Origin of the sequence: Bacillus sp. FSL K6-2944, from assembly GCF_038005385.1 — a bacterium.
GTDB classification, from domain to species: domain Bacteria; phylum Bacillota; class Bacilli; order Bacillales; family Bacillaceae_G; genus Bacillus_A; species Bacillus_A cereus.
Genome location: NZ_JBBOTE010000001.1, coordinates 3922856 through 3941797, shown reverse-complemented (window position 1 = coordinate 3941797; position 18942 = coordinate 3922856). Strand labels below are relative to the sequence as shown.

The following is an 18942-nucleotide window of genomic DNA, read 5'->3' as shown; positions in this document are numbered from 1 at the left end:
ATATAAGATATGGGTAATTGAAACACATAAACTTGTCCTCTTGCGTATACAAGTTATATATAATAAAAGAGAGGTGAAGCGAATGGCGTGTGAAGAACTGTTACAAGCATTGGTTCAATTTCAAATGCAACAGAGAGGAAACCCTAACACATTAAGATTAAACCCAGATTATTATAGAATGATACTTGAGCAACTGGCATATCCAGAATGGCTAATTCAAAAGAAAATCATGAATTTGGAACAAACATTTTTAGGAGCTTCAGTAGAATTAACAAATTAAATTAAAACGTTTGAAATAAGTGGATAAATAGTGGCAGAGTCGTGACCACTTTTTGGCAGGAAAAGTGTCGGTTGTTTTGGAAGAAACGTGTTATATTTGTATGGTGGGAAGTGGCGGAAAACACACCTCATACAAATTTTTATTATTTGGTCTAGACGATCCATAGTGATGGTACGTAAAATCCGAAACCAGCTTTCGATGGTACAAGATTGAATGTAGCCGTTGAAAAGAAAGAGCATCCTTTGAGATGCTTTTTTGCTTTTATGTAGCAAAGAGTATGTTTCATACCCTTTGCAAGTGTTCTTTAGTTAAGAACCGTACCAATTACGGTGGCTTTCAATTAAAGCATCGTGTGAAGCATCCCAATAATTCACAGAGTAAGCGTAGTCATAGTTCATCATACATTTAATACCGCTACCAGAAGCATCATGTGATAATCCGTAATTGTGAGACCATTCATGCTGAATCGCATATGGAGTAGAGGTTGTCCCTTGATCAAGCACAACGCTAACACCGCTTTGAGGCGCTGAAGAATAGACATAAGCAATGCCACCAGCTGTAAATTTACTATCCTTAGTAAATCCAATGACAAAGTCATATTGTGTATTATTTTTCCATTCAGCATTTAAATCAGCTAAAATGGCACTACTATTTGCACCGTCAGATTTCCAGTTCGCGTAGCCTTTTACAATAAAGTTAATGTTATGCTCTGCCCAAAAGCTATTATCTGCTTTTTCTACCATTTGTGCAGTAATTGTTTTCCAGTCAGGATGAGCTGCACGGTATTCTTCATCAGCTGCAATTAAAATTGTAACCGTACGAGTTGGAGCTAAAGCATGAAGCAGAGAATTAGAAATCTCGATGTCTGAGGATGAGAAGGGATTTAGAGGAGTTGTGATTTTAGCGGGATTAACCTTTGGCAAAGGCTCACCTATAACTGGTAGTTTGCTAGATATGGAGTGTTGATGTGTATCCACTTCTTGTGCATGTGTAGGAATAGAAGTGAAAGGTAGTAATAAGAGTGTGCTACATGCTAAAGCTGTAAACATTCGTTTAAAATTCAAATTCTTGTCCTCCTAATGAAATGATATTATTCTAAAGCATTATATGAAAATTTAATAATGTTAGTGATAGGACAAATACCTTATATTAAAAGAATTCTTAAAATGTGGAGGAGGCGGAGGAACATTTTATTTTTCAAAAGAAAGAACAGAATAAGGAAGTGAAGCAAGAGCCTGTAAAAAGAAATAAAGATTGTACAACAAATAATATGTGGTTTCATCATACAATGACATCAAATGTAACGTATGGAAGCTATGACAGTGATAGCCATTCATCTTCTTATACTTCGCATTCTTCGTATGATTTAGGAAGTATTAGCCGAAGGGCTACTTTAATTTTGGAGGCTAGCCTTTTTGCCTTTCATTCAAAAAGGCGGGAGTAATTTTGAAAAAATAATTATTAATTTTATTAAATATTTGTTTAATTTTGTTAATGAAACACATGTTTCATCTTTATTATATTAGGAATTTTTTTGTATTACCAGACTTGTTTAATTATTTAATAAGATATAAGTTTATTAAGGTATAAAAATTTGTATCTTATTAGGAGGATTTTATGAACATTTTATCTAGAAAATTTTTAAGTGGGTTAATTGTAGGTGCTATGAGTATATCTATAATGACACCTTCAATTAATGCTGAAAGTAAAAATGCACAAAAAGAAGCGAACTCGACAGCTTTAATGATTGAAAAAAACACAGGGGTTGATGATATTTTAAATGATTTTAAAATAGATTCTAAAGAGAAAAAAGTTATTAAGAATGAATTAAGTACAGTGGAAATTCCGACTACATTAAACTCAAACCCTATTACTATTAAGGATAGAGCGGAATCTTTACATATTTCTCTTCCAGACTTAAATTCGAGTGAAGTTATTCAAACAAATAATGGGACTCTTGTTTATCAAGATGAAAAGCAACCAGCTGATTTAGCTGTACAAACGACTAAAGATGGTGTTCGATCATTAATTAAAATTAAAAATCAAACTGCACCAAAAGAATACGAGTTTGTTATTGATATCCCAAATGGTGGTAAACTAGTTACAGCTGCGGAATATTTAGGCGAAGAATATGATACAGGTGAAGTATTTATAGTTGATGGAGAAAATATAATTCAAAGTGTTTTTATGCCTGCTTGGGCGAAAGATGCAAATGGAAAATCAGTTTCTACACAGTATAAAGTCGATGGAAATAAATTGATTCAAGTGGTTGATTTTGATGAGAACACTGCATTCCCAGTGATTGCTGATCCTGATTGGATTAAAATAGGTAAATGTTCTGGTGCTTTAGCCGCTTTTGTAGGTGGGAATTTAATTGCTGTTTCTAAATTGCTTAAAATTAAAAAATATATTAATGCATTAGGTGGTTTTGGAGAAGCTGCAAAACTTCTTGTGCAAGCATCTACTTGGGAAGAAAGAATGCGTGTAGGTGGACAAGCTCTTGTAGGATTAGCTGGAGAATTAACTGGTGCTACAGGTGTTTGGGCTGCATGTAAGTAGGGCTTTATAATGGAATTGATACTTATTGGAATTAATGTTTTATTTGGGATATGTATTTTGATATCTGGATTAGTATACTTTAAAAATACAATTACAACTTATAAAGATGATATTGAAATTAAAAATAGTAGTAAAGATTTTAATTTTAATATTGTAGTAGATATTATTTTTATTTGTATTTTTATAGTTATGCCAACATGGATTACTAATTCAAAAGTTGATTTTTTAGTAGATGTAATAATACCTAGTTTTATTATTGTAGGTGGAATAGAAGGGATAAAATATCTCTTTCGAAATAAGTATGCTAATCTACTAAGCATGAGTTATTTTAAATATTTAATCCTTATAATTTTAGGTATTTTAAATGGATTAATTATTTAATTAAGAAAGACAAACTTGATATATATCAAGTTTGTCTTTTTATTTTTAAAAGTGAATTGATAAAGAGTAGGAATACTATAACATAATGAATTGCATACGATAATTTTAAATATGTCCTTTGATAACGATAAAATGAAAGGATGAATCTGAATGGTAGTAGAGACAAGAAAGACAATAGTGGGTACAGAATACTGGGATACAGCTGAAAAGCGAAGCTTATTTGTGCCAACTGGTGAAGAACCAGGATTTGAAGTAACAGTTAATCATGAGAGTATAATCGCTGATAAAGGATTTACAACAGGAGGCTATTTGACTAAAGATAAGTTGGTAATTGGTGAAGCAGGTACAGAGCTTATCTTACATAACAAGGCAATAAAGGAGTTATGTGAGTATGCTGATGAGCTAGGTATTGAGATTCCAGATGATGTTAAAAAGAAAAAAGACATCATTGACTTACTATCATGAAATACTGTGATTTCAATGGCTGCCATAACAAGATAAGCAAAGGACGTTACTGTGAAGAACATAAGCGCAACAAGCCGAGGAAGAAGAAGGATAAGAAGAACATCTACCATCATGAGAACAAGCCATTCTATCGTACGGATGCATGGAAGTTTGTCAGGTCTCAAGTTTACGAAAGAGAGAATGGTTGCTGTCAACGATGTGGAAGGTTCGTCTTTGGTAGGCGTGCTCATGTTCATCACGTAATACCAATCAAGGAAGATCCAACTCTTAAATTAGAAGAGAATAACCTAAGATTACTTTGTCCAGTTTGTCATACAATCGAAGAAAATGAAGATAAACCGAAAAAAGTGTTTCCAAGTTATTTTGGAAGCCCCCCTATCAAAAATTAAAATTTCCTCTTTGGGGAGGATAGGTAGCGTAGGGGGCACGTCAATGGTTGCACGATGTTGAAAAAGGAAGGGGGGTGTGAAAATGGCTCGTATGTCAAAGAAGAAAAAGTTGGAAATGTTAGACGTGGCAAGGGATGGAGAACGAAAAAGGATTGCAAAATTGTTGACGGATGAGGGGATATTCACACCTTCCTTAGAACCTTTACTTGATAATTATCTAGACGCTTTTATCATTTATAAATCGATGTTTGAAGAATGGAAAGCCGATGGCTTTGCTCCTACAAAAACGCATCAAAACAAGGCTGGAGCCGTAAATGAAATGAAACATCCACTCGCCCAGCAAGTCGAAACGTGGAATGATAAGAAGAATAAAATGCTAGAAGCGCTCGGCATGACGAATAAGGGGAAAAGTGTACAAAAAGCACCAAAAAACGATCAAAACAAGGGTCAGAATGAACCACAAGATGAATTAGCGGCGCATCGAGCCAAATGGCGGAAATCTACATGATGATTACACCAGGTGTGAACTATGCGGATCAGTATGCAAGTCACGTCATGCGGCATAAAAAGAAATACCCGAAATCGATTATTCTTGCGGTAGAGCGATATAAGAAGTGGAAAAAACGGAAAGATATTTGGTTTGAAGTAGATCGAGCAAATGAAATGTTAGATTTTGTCCAGTCGTTCATCCGTCATGTTAAGGGGCCACTCGCAGGTCAATTGATGGAATTAGAACTTTGGGAAATGTTTGTTTTTGCGAATATGTATGGTTGGTATCGTAAAAATGAAAAAGGGAAAATTGTCCGTGTTGTTCGAGAGGCATATGTGCAAGTTCCAAAGAAGAACGGGAAAACAATTATTGCAGCTGGGGCATTGCTCTATGCGATGTACGGAGAACTGGAACTGGGAGCGGATTGTTATTGTGCAGCATCTGATTATGAACAAGCACAAAATGCAGCGGAACCTATTGCGCAAGCAATAGAAAACTCGGAACCGTTGGCACGACATACACAGGTGTATAAAGGAATCAATGGTACAGTGAGTGGTGCCATGTACCGATATCATAAAAATGGTATTGCTTATCAGAATAAATTTAAGGTATTAACGAAAAACACGAAGGGTCTTGAGGGAAAGAACCCTTATTTTGTATTGAACGATGAATTACATGCACAAGAAAACATGGACATGTACGATAATTTAAAATCTGCCCAGGTATCTCGTGAACAGCCCATGATGCTGAATATTTCAACGGCAGGTAAAGGTTCATCGAGCGTCGGAATGCGTGTATATAAACTTGCAAAAGAAGCGTTGGAAAAAGATAATGATGATCCTTTATTTGTTGCAATTTGGGAGCCAAACAAAGGGTATGACTGGACGGATAGAACAGTATGGAAGATGGTGAATCCGAATATTGGTGTTTCTGTTACGATGGAGCAACTCGAGAATGAGTATAAAAAAGCGCAACAATCCGCACATTCAAAAGCAGAATTTCTTTCCAAGCATCTAAATGTCTTTGTAAATAGTGCAGACAATTATTTTGAACATGAACAAGTTCAACATGTACTTGTGGAAGATCTGGGTGATCTTACAGGAGAAATTTGTTATGTAGGATTGGACTTATCGAAAACCACAGACTTAACATGCGTGAGTTTAAACTTCCCTTCACATAATGAGGAAGGAAGGTCGATTATAAAAGTGAAACAGATGTATTTTCTTCCGAATGACAATATTGATTTTAAAGAAAAAGAGGATAATGTTCCCTATACTTATATGGTTGAACGTGGTTTTGCTACGTTTTGTGATGGGAAAATGATTGACCAGGATCAAGTTATGGAATATATCGTTGAATGTATGGACTTGTACGATGTACAACAAATAAACTATGATCCAGCAATGTCCCAAAAGTTAATAGAGAAGCTTGAAAACCTCGGTTTAGAATGCATTGCAGTAAATCAGTATCCAAATGTTATGAATGCAATGCTTGATGATTCAGAAATACTAATTTATGAAAAGCGTTTAATTACAGACAATCCTTTATTTGTTTATTGCGCCCTTAATGTTGTAGTAGTAACAAATATTAACGGAATGAAAGCACCAAGTAAGCGACAGTCCAAAAAGAAGATTGATGGATTTGTTGCTTTTTTAGTTGCTCATAAAGAAACGATGATGGTTATGGATAGCATAACAGAGGAAGGTATGGATGAATTGATTGGTGATATTTATCGATAGAGAGGCGGTGAAAAATTGGGTTTAAGGGATAGATTTTCAAATTACTTATTTAAAAAGGCTGAAAAGCGTGGTTATCTTGATGATGTTTTAGGAAAGAGTATTCGTTATGGTGGTGTGTATGTTACAGATTCAAACATCTTACAATCTAGCGATGTTTACGAGTTGTTACAAGATATCAGTAATCAAATGGTATTGGCTGATATCGTTGTGGAAGATGAATTCGGGAATGAAACTAAAGATGATATTGCACTTCGTATTTTAAAGAATCCGAATGATTATCTTACACAATCTGAATTCATTAAATTAATGACGAATACTTATTTACTCGAGGGAGAAACGTTCCCTGTATTAAATGGTGCTCAAATACATGTAGCTTCAAATGTATTTACAGAGTTAGATGATAATTTAGTAGAGCATTTTAATATTGGTGGTCACGAAATTCCTCCGTTTATGATTCGTCATGTGAAAAATATTGGCGCAGATCATTTAAGAGGAAAAGGCCTTCTTGATTTGGGAAGAGATACACTTGAGGGTGTTATGTCAGCTGAGAAAACTTTAACTGACAAATATAAAAAGGGTGGACTATTAGCATTCTTGTTACATTTAGATGCCCATATCAATCCACAGAATGGTGCGCAGTCAAAATTAATCAATGCAATTTTAGATCAACTAGAATCAATCGATGAAGCAAGGTCTGTAAAAATGATTCCTCTTGGAAAAGGGTATTCAATAGACACACTTAAAAGCCCGTTAGACGACGAAAAGACCCTAGCATACCTAAATGTATATAAAAAAGATTTAGGTAAGTATTTAGGCATAAATGTGGATACATACACAGAGCTAATCAAAGAAGATATAGAGAAAGCAATGATGTATATCCACAACAAGGCAGTTAGACCGATAATGAAAAATTTTGAAGACCATTTGAGTCTTCTTTTTTATGGTCAAAATTCGGGGAAACGAATTAAGTTTAAGATAAATATTCTTGATTTTGTTACGTATAGCAACAAAACGAATATTGGTTACAACCTTGTGCGTACAGCTATTACTTCACCTGATCATGTTGCCGATATGCTTGGATTCCCTATGCAAGGTACAAAGGAATCACAAGCTATTTATATTTCAAATGATATAACCGAAATCGGTAAGAAAAAAGAAACGGATAGTTCATTGGGGGGATGTGACGAAACGTGAAGGGAGATACAATTCATGTTAGTTGTGGAGACATGGATATTAGAATTCATAAGAAAAGTTCTACCATGTTCGATGTGGTAGTTGGAAATTGTAGGACTGGCAATGGCATTTTGATGTGTTCCATAGAACAAAAAAAACCACCGTATTCATTTTACAAAGTAGTTAATCTACGGGTTTATTCAAAAGAGAAATTAGCCATTGGTTCTCCGAATATGTGGCTTCAATTTTTAGGAATGAAAGGATGTGAAAACGATGAAAATTGAGGTCCGAGGGAATCAAGTCATACTTGATGGATATGTAAATGTTGTGGACAGAGAAAGTCGAATGTTGCCTTCTCCAAGGGGATATTTCAAAGAGAGAATTGTCCCTAAGACATTTGAAAAAGCGTTAAAGAAAGCAAAGAATGTGGACTTGCTTTTTAATCACAACAAAAATAGAAAGCTTGGCTCTATTGAAAACGGAAATCTGGAGTTGTATGAAGACACTATTGGTTTAAGAGCCATCGCTACAGTTACAGATGAACAAGTGATTCAAAAGGCCAAGAATAAAGAATTACGTGGTTGGTCATTTGGTTTTGTTTCTGAAAAAGATTCATGGGAAGAAGGTGAATCTGGTGTTCAAAAACGCTCTATTGAAGAACTAGAGCTTTTAGAAGTTTCTATTTTGGATATGACACCGGCATATGTTGCTACTTCCATTGAAACCAGGGGCAAAAATACAGCCATGATTGAAATGAGAAGTGAAGAAGCAGCTGTAAAAACAGTTGTGGAAGATGATACAGAAGAAAGAAACAATCTTATTAAACAAATAAAAAAAGTTTTGGAGGAAAATTAACATGAATGTAAAAGAAATCTTAAACGCATCTTTAACAAGAACGAAATCTCGATTAGCAGAATTACAAGGGAAAGTAGAAAAAAATGAAGTTCGTTCGGAAGAATTAGCAGTAGTTAAAGCTGAAGTAGAAGCGTTAACAAAGGAAGTGCAAACGATCACTGATGAGTTAGCGAAGTTAGAAGAGAACGAAAAAGAAGAAGATCCAGACAAAAAGAAAGATGATGATCCAGAGAAAAAAGAAGATCCAGCAGCAAAAGAAAAGCCCGATGCACAAACTGAACTGTCAGAAGAACAACGTTCCGCTATTTCAGCATCTATTGCAGCAGCTCTTTCTACTAAAGGTCATCGTGCAAACAAAGAAACGGAAACTCGTTCAGCTTTTGCGAACTACATTGTAGGTAACATTGATGAAACGGAAGCACGTGCATTAGGTTTAGTGACTGGTAACGGTTCTGTTACGATTCCAGATTTCTTAAGTAAGGAAATTATTACGTATGCTCAAGAAGAAAACTTCTTACGTCGCCTAGGAACAGGAGTAAAAACAAAAGAAAATATTAAGTATCCTGTTTTAGTGAAAAAGGCAGAAGCACAAGGACATAAAAATGAGCGAAGTAATAATGAAATGCCAGAAACAGATATTGAATTTGATGAAATCGAACTATCACCAACAGAATTTGATGCACTTGCTACAGTAACGAAAAAGCTATTAGCACGTACAGGTTTACCGATTGAACAAATCGTTATGGATGAGCTGAAAAAAGCTTATGTTCGTAAAGAAACGCAATATATGGTGAATGGCGATGAAGCGAATAACATCAATGATGGTGCATTAGCAAAGAAAGCCGTTGCCTTTAAAACGGATGAAAAAAATCTCTATGATGCATTAGTAAAAATGAAAAATACACCGGTTAAAGAAATTCGTAAAAAAGCAAGATGGGTGTTAAATACAGCAGCATTAACAAAAATTGAAACAATGAAAACAGATGATGGTTTTCCATTACTTCGCCCATTTAACCAAGCGGAAGGCGGTATTGGCTATACATTATTAGGGTATCCAGTGGAGGAAGAGGATGCAATTGACATTCCTGATTCACCAGATACACCAGTATTCTATTTCGGTGACTTCTCTAAGTTCTATATTCAAGATGTTATTGGATCATTAGAGGTACAAAAGTTAGTGGAGTTATTCTCACGTACAAACCGTGTCGGTTTCCGCATTTGGAACTTACTAGATGCACAACTCATTCATTCTCCATTTGAAGTGCCCGTATATAAATATATCTTGCAAGATGGGACGCAGACGAAACCCTGATGACCCGCTTCCAATTGGAGAAGCGGTAATTGGGAAGAGTTTGATACTTTCATAGGGGGATGACAAGATGGGAAAAACAAAAGAAGCGTTAAAAGAGTTATTTGTAACGGGATATAAGCCAACACAACAAGATTTTGCTGATTTCATTGATGTAGCAGGAGCCCAAGGACCGAAAGGTGAAATGGGAAGTCCAGGTCTGAAAGGAGACAAGGGTGATAGGGGAGAGAAAGGGGAGGTCGGTGTAAAAGGAACCGATGGGAAGAATGGTACAAATGGCACCGGAGTGAAATCTATTTCTTTGACTGTGGATGGTGCTGGGAAAATCACAGGTGGAACGTGGATTGGCACAGATGATACATCAAATAGCATTACCATCAATAGTTAGTAGGGGTACGAACTATGAATGATCTAATTGATAAATTAAAAGCACATATTCACTGGGAAGAGGGCATGGATGAGTCTTTGCTCTCTTTTTATATTGAACAAGCAAAGACTTATGTAAAGAATGCGACAGGCAAACAGACCGAGTATTTAATTATTATGGTCGCCGGTATTATCTATGATTACAGAGTCTCTGAAAAAGAATTAGAACAGGCACTTGATGCTTTAACACCATTCTTTGTCCAGGAGGTTTATGATGCCGAAGAGGAAGACGAATAAACTCAAATGGATGGGTGAGCTACTTCAATTAGGAGAAACAATTGATTCGGAAACAGACCGTGTTGTGATGGGATATCCGTTAGAACGTAACATTCGTTATAACAACATTGGAGTTACGGCCACTGATAAATTTACAACGAAAGATACGAATGAAATTGTAAAGAAAATTGAAGTTCGTATGGATCGAGATATTGAAACCGATCAAAAGAATTATCGTGTAAAAGTGGATGGGCGTATCTATGATATTGAGCGTATTTATGTACGTGAAGAAGATCGATTAATGGAGGTGTCATTGTCCTATGCAAATTAGTTTTCAAGAGTTACGAGATATCATGAGGAAATCTGGAATTCCAGTTTCTCGTGATCGTGCTCCTACAGGGGTAGATTATCCTTATATTGTGTATGAATTTGTGAATGAGCAACACATATGGGCATCTAATAAAGTTTTACAATCCATGCCCCTTTATCAAATTGCAGTTATCACAAATGGAACTGAAAAAGATTACGAGCCGTTAAAGGTTGTTTTTCATGAAGCAAGCGTTTCTCATTCGCAATTTGAGAGTTATCCATACGATGAAAATGACGATACAATCACACAATTCATAACAAATGTGAGGTGTATGCAGTAATGGCCAGTAATCATAATGGTTTTGCTGAAGCCTTAGAAGATATCAATACGCTATTACGGGTGAATAAAACAGTAAGTTTGGATGTATTAGAGGAAGCAGCACAGTATTTTGCTGCAGAATTAAAAAAGCGCATGAAAATATCGGATAAGAACAAGCGAGTCCATTTAAAAAATAGCTTGAAAGTCGTTGTAAAGAATGATCATGTATCTGTGGAATTTGAAGATGCGGCATGGTATTGGTACTTAGCCGAACACGGGCATAAAAAAGCGAATGGAAAAGGGCGAGTAAAAGGTCTGCATTTTTCTCGGAATACGTTTGATGCAGAAGGTGACAAAATTGCCGATAGGATGGCACAAAAAATAATAGATAGAATGTGAGGGTGATGGACATGCCAATTGAAAATAAAGAGATTCAATATACAGTAGGGATTGAAGATTTATATCTATGTATGATGAAAGGGACGGAAACGTCTCAGACGATGCCAACGTACGAGGATACCATTTATCAGCAAACCAACATTACAGATTTAACAATTTCGACGACATCTACTAATTTTACAAAGTGGGCATCTAACAAAAAAATTATTAACATTGTCAAAAATACAGCGTTTGGATTAGCTTTTAATCTTGCTGGTTTAAACCGTGAAGTAAAGGATAAACTCTTCGCCAAAGTTCGTAAAAAAGGTGTCTCTTTTGAAACCGCAAAGCCGAAAGCATATCCGAAATTTGCAGTAGGTGTTGTGTTTCCTCTGAATGATGGAACAAAGCTTGTCCGTTGGTATCCAAAATGTACAGTTGCACCAGTAGAAGAATCTTGGAAAACACAAGGTGATGAAATGACTGTGGATGACATTGCTTACACAATTACAGCTGATCCGCTACTGTACAATGATGTTACGCAGGCTGAATTGGATACAGGTCATCCAGAAGCAAAAGGAATCAAAGTGGAGGATTTCTTAAAACAAGTGATTTGTGATGAATCGCAAGTAGCGCAGCTTGGTGGAACAGTAACACCGAAACCACCTGAAAAATAATAGACGAGGAGTGATCTTATGGCACGTTTAAGCGATTTAGTTAACATTAATATAAATTTGAATAAAATCAAAATACAGGGCGTTGATATCCCTGTTATTTTTACGTTTGAATCATTCCCTTATGTGGAAGAATCTTATGGGAAACCGTATCATGAATTTGAAAAAGAAATGAATGGTATGGTGAGTCAAGGGAGCTTTTCTTTAGGGGAAAAAGAAGCGAAATTGATGCGGTCTTTAATTTACGCAATGGTACGAAGTGGAGGAACGGAGTGCACACCTACTGAAATTAAGCATGCCATTCCGCTTTACGATGCACCGGGTATCTTCCAAGTAGTATGGGATATTTTTAACCATCAAAATTTCCAACACGCGGATATGGAGAAGTTGAAGCAAGAAAAAAAGTAAAAAACATACTAACTAAAAACGAGGAATCTCAGTCTGAATTAGACTGGGATTTTTATTTTTACGTTGGTAATACCTTATTAGGTTTAAGTATGGATGACTTCTGGAACATTACACCGAATCATTTTTTAAAGCAGTTCATCATGCATCTTAGATATACCAATCCAGAAGCACTGAAGGAACAGAAGCCAAAACAAATCTACACGCTAGATCAGACTCCATTTTATTAAGGAACGAGGTGGAAACATGCCAGGGAATAGTAAAGAAAGGAACGTCGTCCTTCATTTTAAAATGGATGGTCAGGTTCAGTATGCAAATACATTGAAACAAATCAATATGGTGATGAATAATGCAGCAAAAGAATATAAAAATCATATTGCAGCAATGGGCCAAGATGCGACGATGACTGATAAACTTCTTGCTGAAAAGAAGAAGCTTGAAATTCAAATGGAAGCAGCCAAGAAACGTACAGCTATGTTACGTGCTGAATATCAAGCGATGTCCAAGGACACAAGTACAACCGCCGAACAACTCAATAAAATGTATGGGAAGTTGCTTGATGCAGAACGTGCTGAAACTTCTCTTGATCATGCAATGAAAAGAGTGAATGAAGGTCTTTCCGAGCAAGCAATTGAAGCCAGGGAAGCACGCGGAACTTTATTGGATTTACAAGAGAATTCTAAGAAGCTTGAAGCTGAACAGAAGCGTTTGACAAGTTCATTCAAACTTCAAAATGCTGAATTAGGTCAAAATGCTAGTGAAGCGGATAAGTTAGAATTAGCGCAGAAACAACTACGTCAGCAAATGGAAATGACGGATAGGGTCGTCCACAACTTAGAACAACAATTAAGTGCCGCAAAGCGTGTGTATGGTGAGAACGCTACTGAAGTGCAGCAACTTGAGGCGAAATTAAACCAAGCGAAAACGACAGTAAAGCAATTTGAAAACTCCTTACAGAGTGTTGGACGAAGTGGTTCACAAGCTGCAGAGGGTATGGCGGAAATACAAAAGAAATTAGATATGCACAATGTAATGGAAGCCGCTGAAGTTCTACAAGGAATATCTGAAAAGTTAATTGAAATGGGAAAATCAATTGTAAATACAGCAATAGAGTTTGATGGATCACAGAGGAAAATGCAAGCTTCATTAGGGTTGACTGGAAAGGGTGCCGAAAACCTTCAAAAGATTGCTGTTGATACTTGGAAAAAAGGTTTTGGTGAAAATCTGGAAGAGGTAGACAATGCACTGATAAAAGTCTATCAAAATATGCGTGATGTACCACATGAAGAATTACAAGGTGCATCGGAAAACGTTTTAACGCTCGCTAAAGTTTACGATGTGGATTTAAATGAAGCGACTAAAGGTGCAGGACAGTTGATGAGTCAGTTTGGTTTATCTACACAGGAAACCTTTGATTTACTTGCTGCAGGTGCTCAAGAAGGTCTAAATTATTCAGATGAGTTATTTGATAACCTCTCTGAATATGCGCCTTTATTCAAGCAAGGTGGTTTTAGTGCGCAAGAGATGTTTACAATCTTAGCAAATGGAACAAAAAGCGGTTCGTATAACTTAGACTATATCAATGACCTGGTGAAGGAATTTGGTATCCGTGTACAAGATGGTTCGAAAGGTGTATCAGAAGGATTCGGTGATTTATCTGAAGAGACACAAAAAGTATGGAAATCATTCAATGAAGGTAAGGGAACTGCAGCTGATGTATTCAATTCTGTATTAGGTGATTTACGTAAAATGGATGATAAAGTAAAGGCAAACCAGATTGGTGTTGCTTTATTTGGCGTGAAATGGGAAGACATGGGTGCAGAAGCCGTACTAAGTTTAAATGATGTACATGGTGGTCTTGGGGATGTAACTGGACGTATGGATGAAATGAAGAAACTTCAGGAAGAATCTTTGGGGCAGCAATTTCAAAAAGCAGTAAGAGAAACACAGGCTGCGTTAGAGCCACTTGGAAAGAAATTTGCAGAATTAGCGAAAGATATTTTACCTCCAATTGTTGATGGAGTTAAATCTGTAATGGACTGGTTCAGTAAGTTGTCTGAAGCTGATCAAACACTTTTAATCGTGATGGGTGCATTAAGTACAGTGTTTATTATTCTAACTCCAATTGTAGCAGCTCTCGCTGTTTCATTTGGTGCGTTGAATCTGGCGTTTTTACCTGTGATAGCTACCATTGCAGCAGTTTCCTTGGTGATAACTGGTATTATCATGTTAATAAAAAACTGGGGTGCCATAACTGACTGGCTTTCTGAAAAGTGGTTACAATTTTCATCCTGGTTTGGTGGATTGTGGTCTAGTATAGTTCAAGTCTGTAGTGATGGTTGGTCTTCTACAGTTGAGTATTTCTCAGAAGCCTGGTCTTCTTTTGTGGAAATGATGCATAGTTTCTTTGACCCCATAGGTCAGTTTTTTAGTGATTTATGGTCTGGAATTGTCGAAACAGCATCGTCTTGGTGGTCGAATCTTGTCACAACTGCATCAAGCTTGTGGGGAGCATTGACACAAGCCTGGCAAGATACTTGGAATACGATACTGACCGTCTTAGATCCTATTATTTCGGCAGTTTCTACGATACTAGAAGCGGGATGGTTGCTGATACAAGCAGGTGCGCAAATTGCTTGGGCTGCCATTAGTAGATATATGATTGATCCGATGGTTGAAGCATATAACTGGTGTAAATCCCAAATTGGTGAGTTAGTTTCTTGGTTAGGTCAGCAATGGGAAACAGTGAAATCTTATACACTTTCAGCGTGGAATCTAATAAAACAATATGTCATTCAGCCTGTTCAAGAATTGTGGAATCTGGCGAAAGAGAAATTGAATGATTTAGCGAATTGGATACTAGGTAATTGGGCTAAAATTCAATCTTACACACTTACGGCATGGAATTTAGTTTATAAATATATCATTGATCCTGTTATTTCAGCTTATCATTCTGCAAAAGAGAAATTCAATGATATGTACAACACAGCACGGGAAAAATTTGATTCAGTAAAAAATGCAGCGCAAGAAAAGTTTGATGCAGCAAAGAGGTTTATCGTTGACCCGATAAAAGATGCGGTGGATAGAGTGAAGGGATTCATTGATAAAATCAAAGGATTTTTCAGTGATTTGAAATTAAAGATTCCGAAACCGGAAATGCCTAAAATGCCGCATTTTAGTTTAGAAACTAGCACGAAAAACATTTTAGGGAAAGACATTACGTATCCATCTGGCATTGGTGTACAATGGCGTGCAAAAGGCGGTATTTTTACTAGACCTACAATTTTCGGTATGAGTAATGGTCAGTTGCAAGGTGCAGGAGAAGCGGGGCGAGAAGCAGTTTTACCATTGAATAAAAAGACACTAGGTGCGATTGGTGAAGGGATTGCAGCAACGATGTCTACTGAACCAACTGTAATTCATATTTATAATCCTTCAGTGAGGGATAATCGTGATATCGACTACATGGTCGGAAAAATAGATGATGCACTTGCTCAAAAAGGACGTAATTCAAAAATAGGAATAGGGAGGACGACTTAATTGTTGGATATAGGAATCGATAATGAATTAGCAAGCAGTTACGGATTAGGTTTAGTAGGTCGTCCGGTGATTCCAACCGCAAAACAAAAGGTAGAACATATAGAAATACCAGGACGACATGGTTCACTTACAAAGAAAGGGACATATGAAAATGTTTCTTTTAAGGTGAAATTTAATATGTTGGAAAGAGAAAATATTAAACCTTTCATAAGACGTGCAAAAACTTGGTTATTACAAGGGAAAACACTCTTTTTCACAGATGACGATGTGTATCGAAAGATTAAGCATGTTGAAATGGGAGACATCATAACTGAGATTGAGGAGCATGGTGAATTCGAGGTAGATTTTACGCTAGATCCCTTTGAATATACAGAAGATGTAAACCTAAAGCTCACCGAACCTGGTGTAATTTATAATCCAGGTACAATTGAATCTGATCCTAAGTTTTGGATTGTGGGAAATGGTACTTTCCGTATAACAATCAATGACGTCTCTTTTCAAATAAAAGATGTGAATGGTTCTGTTGTCATAGATTCAGAAGTATTGGAAGCATATACCGATACCATATCAATGAATCATAAAATGGTTGGGCAGTTCCCTATATTGGGAGTGGGAGAAAATACAATAGAGTGGTCAGGAGCCATTCAATTTATGGAAATCAGGCCAAGGTGGAGATACAAATGATTACTTTATATAAACCAAATGAGACTGATTTTACACACAATGGTATAGGAGCTTTAGATAAAAATATGTATAACGCAACTGTTGAGGAAGAACTCAATGGTTTATTTTTATTTTCATTTAGTTACCCCTTGTTTGCACCACATGGTCTGGAAATAGAGGGAATGAGCATCATTAAAGTCCAAACTCCTGATGGCGAACAACTATTTCGAGTGGCAGCTCCTAAAGTTAGTATGGGTGAGATTACAGCGCAATGTTATCACATTTTTTATGACTTAACAGAAAATCTGATTGAAGATATTTTTGCTGAAGCAACAAATGGTAATGGAGCAATGAATCGTATGTCCGCAGGGTGCCAATACAAGCATCCTTTTACTTTTTATTCTGATGTCCCTACTATTGCAAGTGCGCGCATTGTTCGTAAAAATCCAGTAGAAGCATTACTGGATTCTAGTCAAGACAATTCATTTGTGAATCGTTGGGGCGGCGAATTAAAACGAGATAATTTTGATGTGAAGATGCTACAAAATCGTGGTATGGATCGTGGGGTAGTGATTCGTCATAAGAAAGATTTACTAGGATATGAAGGTAATGTGGATTGGAAAAGTCCTATAACTAGAATCATGCCACAAGGTTTTGATGGGCTATTTCTTCCTGAAAAATATGTGGATAGTCCACTTATAAATAAGTATCCTCATCCTAAAATTAAAGTGGTTGAATGTAAACATATTAAAGCCGCTATTGGTGAAAATGCTGACGATGAAGATGCAGTTCCGTTAGAAGAAGCATATGGGTTATTACGCCAGGCAGCTAAGGATATGTTTGCTATTCAAAAGGTTGATCAGCCCAAAGCAACGTATACCGTTACGTTTCAAGATTTAGCTCAAACAGAAGAGTATAAGGATTATAAGCATTTGCAACGTGTGTATATGGCAGATACCGTTACAGTGATCCATGAAGAAGATGGGATTTCGATTAAAGCGAAGGTAATTGCGTATAAGTATGATCCGGTCAAAAAAGAATATCTGGACATAACGATTGGGAATTCCAAAGAATCTTTTACGGACGTTTCCGGTAGCGTTGACTTGATGCAAAAAGAATTATCCGCTATGCCAAGTTCGATTTTAGATGCAGCAAAAGCAAATGCTACAAGTCTTATTAACTCAGGATTTGGAGGACATGTCCGTATGTATCCAGATTGTATTTTAATTATGGATACGAAAGATGAAAAGAGTGCGAAAAAAGTTTGGCAGTGGAACTTGAATGGACTCGGGTATTCTTCCACAGGGGTGAATGGACCGTATGGAACCGCTATTACAAGTGACGGCAGAATTGTTGCTGATTTTATTACTGCTGGTACGTTAAGTGGGAATCTGGTGCAAGGTGGAGAAATAACAGGATCGACTTTAAAGACATCTAATTCAGCTAACTTTGTAAATATCTCTAAACAATTTATTCGTCTTTATGAGTCTTCGAAAGTAAGGGCATTTATTGGGTACTATAAAAATAGCAGAAATGAAATACAGCCTACTTTTATTTTAGGTGGTGACTCAGATCAAACAGGTGCAAACGGTGCCATCATGTTGTACCAATTCTCAGATACAAATGTGAAGTCTGGTGGAATTGGTTTAACAAAAGGACTCGATGGAAATGGGTACATGAATGCCGCTTCTTTATACTTTTCCCAAACAGGGAATGCCATGCTGGATGCTGATAAATCGATTGTATTGAACGCACAGGGCGATATGAGATTGAAAACAAAAGATCAGGTTCGTTTTTATCGGAATGAGAATTGGATTGCGAGTGTCGGCGTGTCATCTGGTGGGGATACAGACATTATGCTTCCGGCTGCCATGATACGAAATTCCAACTGGGACAATGGCTATCTTCAAATTAAGACAGCACTTGGGACGTATTATCAGGGTGTCATCGCTTCAGATTTCAAAGTAGCTTCGAAAGCAACGTTTAAAACAAACATTAGACCGATTGCAGGTAGCGTACTGAACAAGGTAATGGACTGGGAGATTAAACGGTACAATCTGAAAACAGATATCTCTGCCCTCTATGAAAAACGGTTGAATAGAAAAAGCGGAGAGCCCACAATTACAACAGAGGCCATCCCAACTCATTATGGTTTGGTTATCCCGAAAGAATCGGAAGAAACGGGTGTGGGACTGTACAGTATGTTGTCACAAGTAACAAAAGCGTTTCAAGAATATGTGACAAAAACGAATGCGAGACTGGAAGAAGTAGAGCCGATACCACGAAAAGGAAATATCAAACACCGGAATAAGCAAAAACGTCAAAGAAGACCGCCTAGACGCGTGAAAAGAAATAGTTAGAGAGAGGTGTAG

General features: G+C 36.7%; 22 protein-coding genes. 21 read left to right on the top strand and 1 reads right to left on the bottom strand.

What is annotated here, in order from left to right:
• Positions 1-82 precede the first annotated feature (82 nt).
• A complete protein-coding gene (locus tag MHH55_RS20185) occupies positions 83-280 on the top strand; it encodes a hypothetical protein (RefSeq protein ID WP_078188061.1) in 198 nt (65 codons plus the stop codon).
• Between the two features lie 308 nt (positions 281-588).
• Here the strand turns inward: MHH55_RS20185 and MHH55_RS20180 are convergent, their stop codons facing one another.
• On the bottom strand, positions 589-1344 hold the full coding sequence (locus MHH55_RS20180; RefSeq protein ID WP_069354807.1) for a zinc-dependent metalloprotease: 756 nt from the start codon (positions 1342-1344) through the stop codon (positions 589-591).
• A 553-nt stretch (positions 1345-1897) separates the two neighbouring features.
• Between MHH55_RS20180 and MHH55_RS20175 the strand changes: the two genes are divergently transcribed.
• From MHH55_RS20175 to MHH55_RS20080, 20 genes are all read left to right on the top strand, one after another.
• Positions 1898-2839 (top strand): hypothetical protein, encoded by a 942-nt coding sequence (locus MHH55_RS20175; RefSeq protein ID WP_069354808.1) that lies wholly within the window; start codon positions 1898-1900, stop codon positions 2837-2839.
• 9 nt (positions 2840-2848) lie between these two features.
• Positions 2849-3220: a hypothetical protein gene (locus MHH55_RS20170; RefSeq protein ID WP_069354809.1), complete on the top strand. Its 372-nt coding sequence runs from the start codon at positions 2849-2851 to the stop codon at positions 3218-3220.
• Between the two features lie 150 nt (positions 3221-3370).
• Entirely contained in the window at positions 3371-3685 is a 315-nt protein-coding gene (locus MHH55_RS20165) for a hypothetical protein (RefSeq protein WP_069354810.1), read from the top strand.
• The gene (locus MHH55_RS20160; protein WP_069354811.1) at positions 3682-4074 is read left to right on the top strand and encodes an HNH endonuclease; all 393 of its coding nucleotides are present in this window, start codon (positions 3682-3684) and stop codon (positions 4072-4074) included. The genes MHH55_RS20165 and MHH55_RS20160 overlap by 4 nt, the downstream gene beginning before the upstream one ends.
• An 82-nt stretch (positions 4075-4156) precedes the next feature.
• On the top strand, positions 4157-4582 hold the full coding sequence (locus MHH55_RS20155; RefSeq protein ID WP_069354812.1) for a P27 family phage terminase small subunit: 426 nt from the start codon (positions 4157-4159) through the stop codon (positions 4580-4582).
• A complete protein-coding gene (locus tag MHH55_RS20150; protein ID WP_340881093.1) occupies positions 4579-6303 on the top strand; it encodes a terminase large subunit in 1725 nt (574 codons plus the stop codon). Before MHH55_RS20155 ends, MHH55_RS20150 begins: the two co-directional genes overlap by 4 nt.
• Before the next feature lie 15 nt (positions 6304-6318).
• Positions 6319-7497 (top strand): phage portal protein, encoded by a 1179-nt coding sequence (locus tag MHH55_RS20145; protein WP_340881092.1) that lies wholly within the window; start codon positions 6319-6321, stop codon positions 7495-7497.
• Entirely contained in the window at positions 7494-7760 is a 267-nt protein-coding gene (locus MHH55_RS20140; protein WP_078187535.1) for a hypothetical protein, read from the top strand. Before MHH55_RS20145 ends, MHH55_RS20140 begins: the two co-directional genes overlap by 4 nt.
• Entirely contained in the window at positions 7750-8331 is a 582-nt protein-coding gene (locus tag MHH55_RS20135; RefSeq protein WP_078187534.1) for an HK97 family phage prohead protease, read from the top strand. The genes MHH55_RS20140 and MHH55_RS20135 overlap by 11 nt, the downstream gene beginning before the upstream one ends.
• A 1-nt stretch (position 8332) precedes the next feature.
• Positions 8333-9643 carry a phage major capsid protein gene (locus MHH55_RS20130; RefSeq protein WP_078187533.1) on the top strand — a complete coding sequence of 437 codons (1311 nt, stop codon included), beginning with the start codon at positions 8333-8335 and terminating at the stop codon, positions 9641-9643.
• Between the two features lie 67 nt (positions 9644-9710).
• Complete coding sequence (locus tag MHH55_RS20125; RefSeq protein ID WP_078187532.1) at positions 9711-10028, top strand: collagen-like triple helix repeat-containing protein; 318 nt, start codon at positions 9711-9713, stop codon at positions 10026-10028.
• A gap of 14 nt (positions 10029-10042) precedes the next feature.
• The gene (locus tag MHH55_RS20120) at positions 10043-10303 is read left to right on the top strand and encodes a head-tail connector protein (protein WP_340881089.1); all 261 of its coding nucleotides are present in this window, start codon (positions 10043-10045) and stop codon (positions 10301-10303) included.
• Positions 10281-10613, top strand: a complete 333-nt coding sequence (locus tag MHH55_RS20115; protein WP_340881087.1) for a hypothetical protein — start codon at positions 10281-10283, stop codon at positions 10611-10613. The genes MHH55_RS20120 and MHH55_RS20115 overlap by 23 nt, the downstream gene beginning before the upstream one ends.
• Entirely contained in the window at positions 10603-10932 is a 330-nt protein-coding gene (locus MHH55_RS20110) for a hypothetical protein (protein ID WP_078187529.1), read from the top strand. The genes MHH55_RS20115 and MHH55_RS20110 overlap by 11 nt, the downstream gene beginning before the upstream one ends.
• Positions 10932-11309, top strand: coding sequence for an HK97 gp10 family phage protein (locus MHH55_RS20105; protein ID WP_078187528.1), 378 nt, complete (start codon positions 10932-10934; stop codon positions 11307-11309). Before MHH55_RS20110 ends, MHH55_RS20105 begins: the two co-directional genes overlap by 1 nt.
• Before the next feature lie 11 nt (positions 11310-11320).
• The gene (locus tag MHH55_RS20100) at positions 11321-11965 is read left to right on the top strand and encodes a phage tail protein (RefSeq protein WP_078187527.1); all 645 of its coding nucleotides are present in this window, start codon (positions 11321-11323) and stop codon (positions 11963-11965) included.
• 18 nt (positions 11966-11983) lie between these two features.
• On the top strand, positions 11984-12370 hold the full coding sequence (locus tag MHH55_RS20095; RefSeq protein ID WP_078187526.1) for a hypothetical protein: 387 nt from the start codon (positions 11984-11986) through the stop codon (positions 12368-12370).
• Between the two features lie 243 nt (positions 12371-12613).
• Complete coding sequence (locus MHH55_RS20090; RefSeq protein WP_078187525.1) at positions 12614-15907, top strand: phage tail tape measure protein; 3294 nt, start codon at positions 12614-12616, stop codon at positions 15905-15907.
• Positions 15908-16591: a phage tail domain-containing protein gene (locus MHH55_RS20085; protein WP_078187524.1), complete on the top strand. Its 684-nt coding sequence runs from the start codon at positions 15908-15910 to the stop codon at positions 16589-16591.
• On the top strand, positions 16588-18930 hold the full coding sequence (locus MHH55_RS20080; protein WP_078187523.1) for a phage tail spike protein: 2343 nt from the start codon (positions 16588-16590) through the stop codon (positions 18928-18930). Before MHH55_RS20085 ends, MHH55_RS20080 begins: the two co-directional genes overlap by 4 nt.
• Positions 18931-18942: the final 12 nt, after the last annotated feature.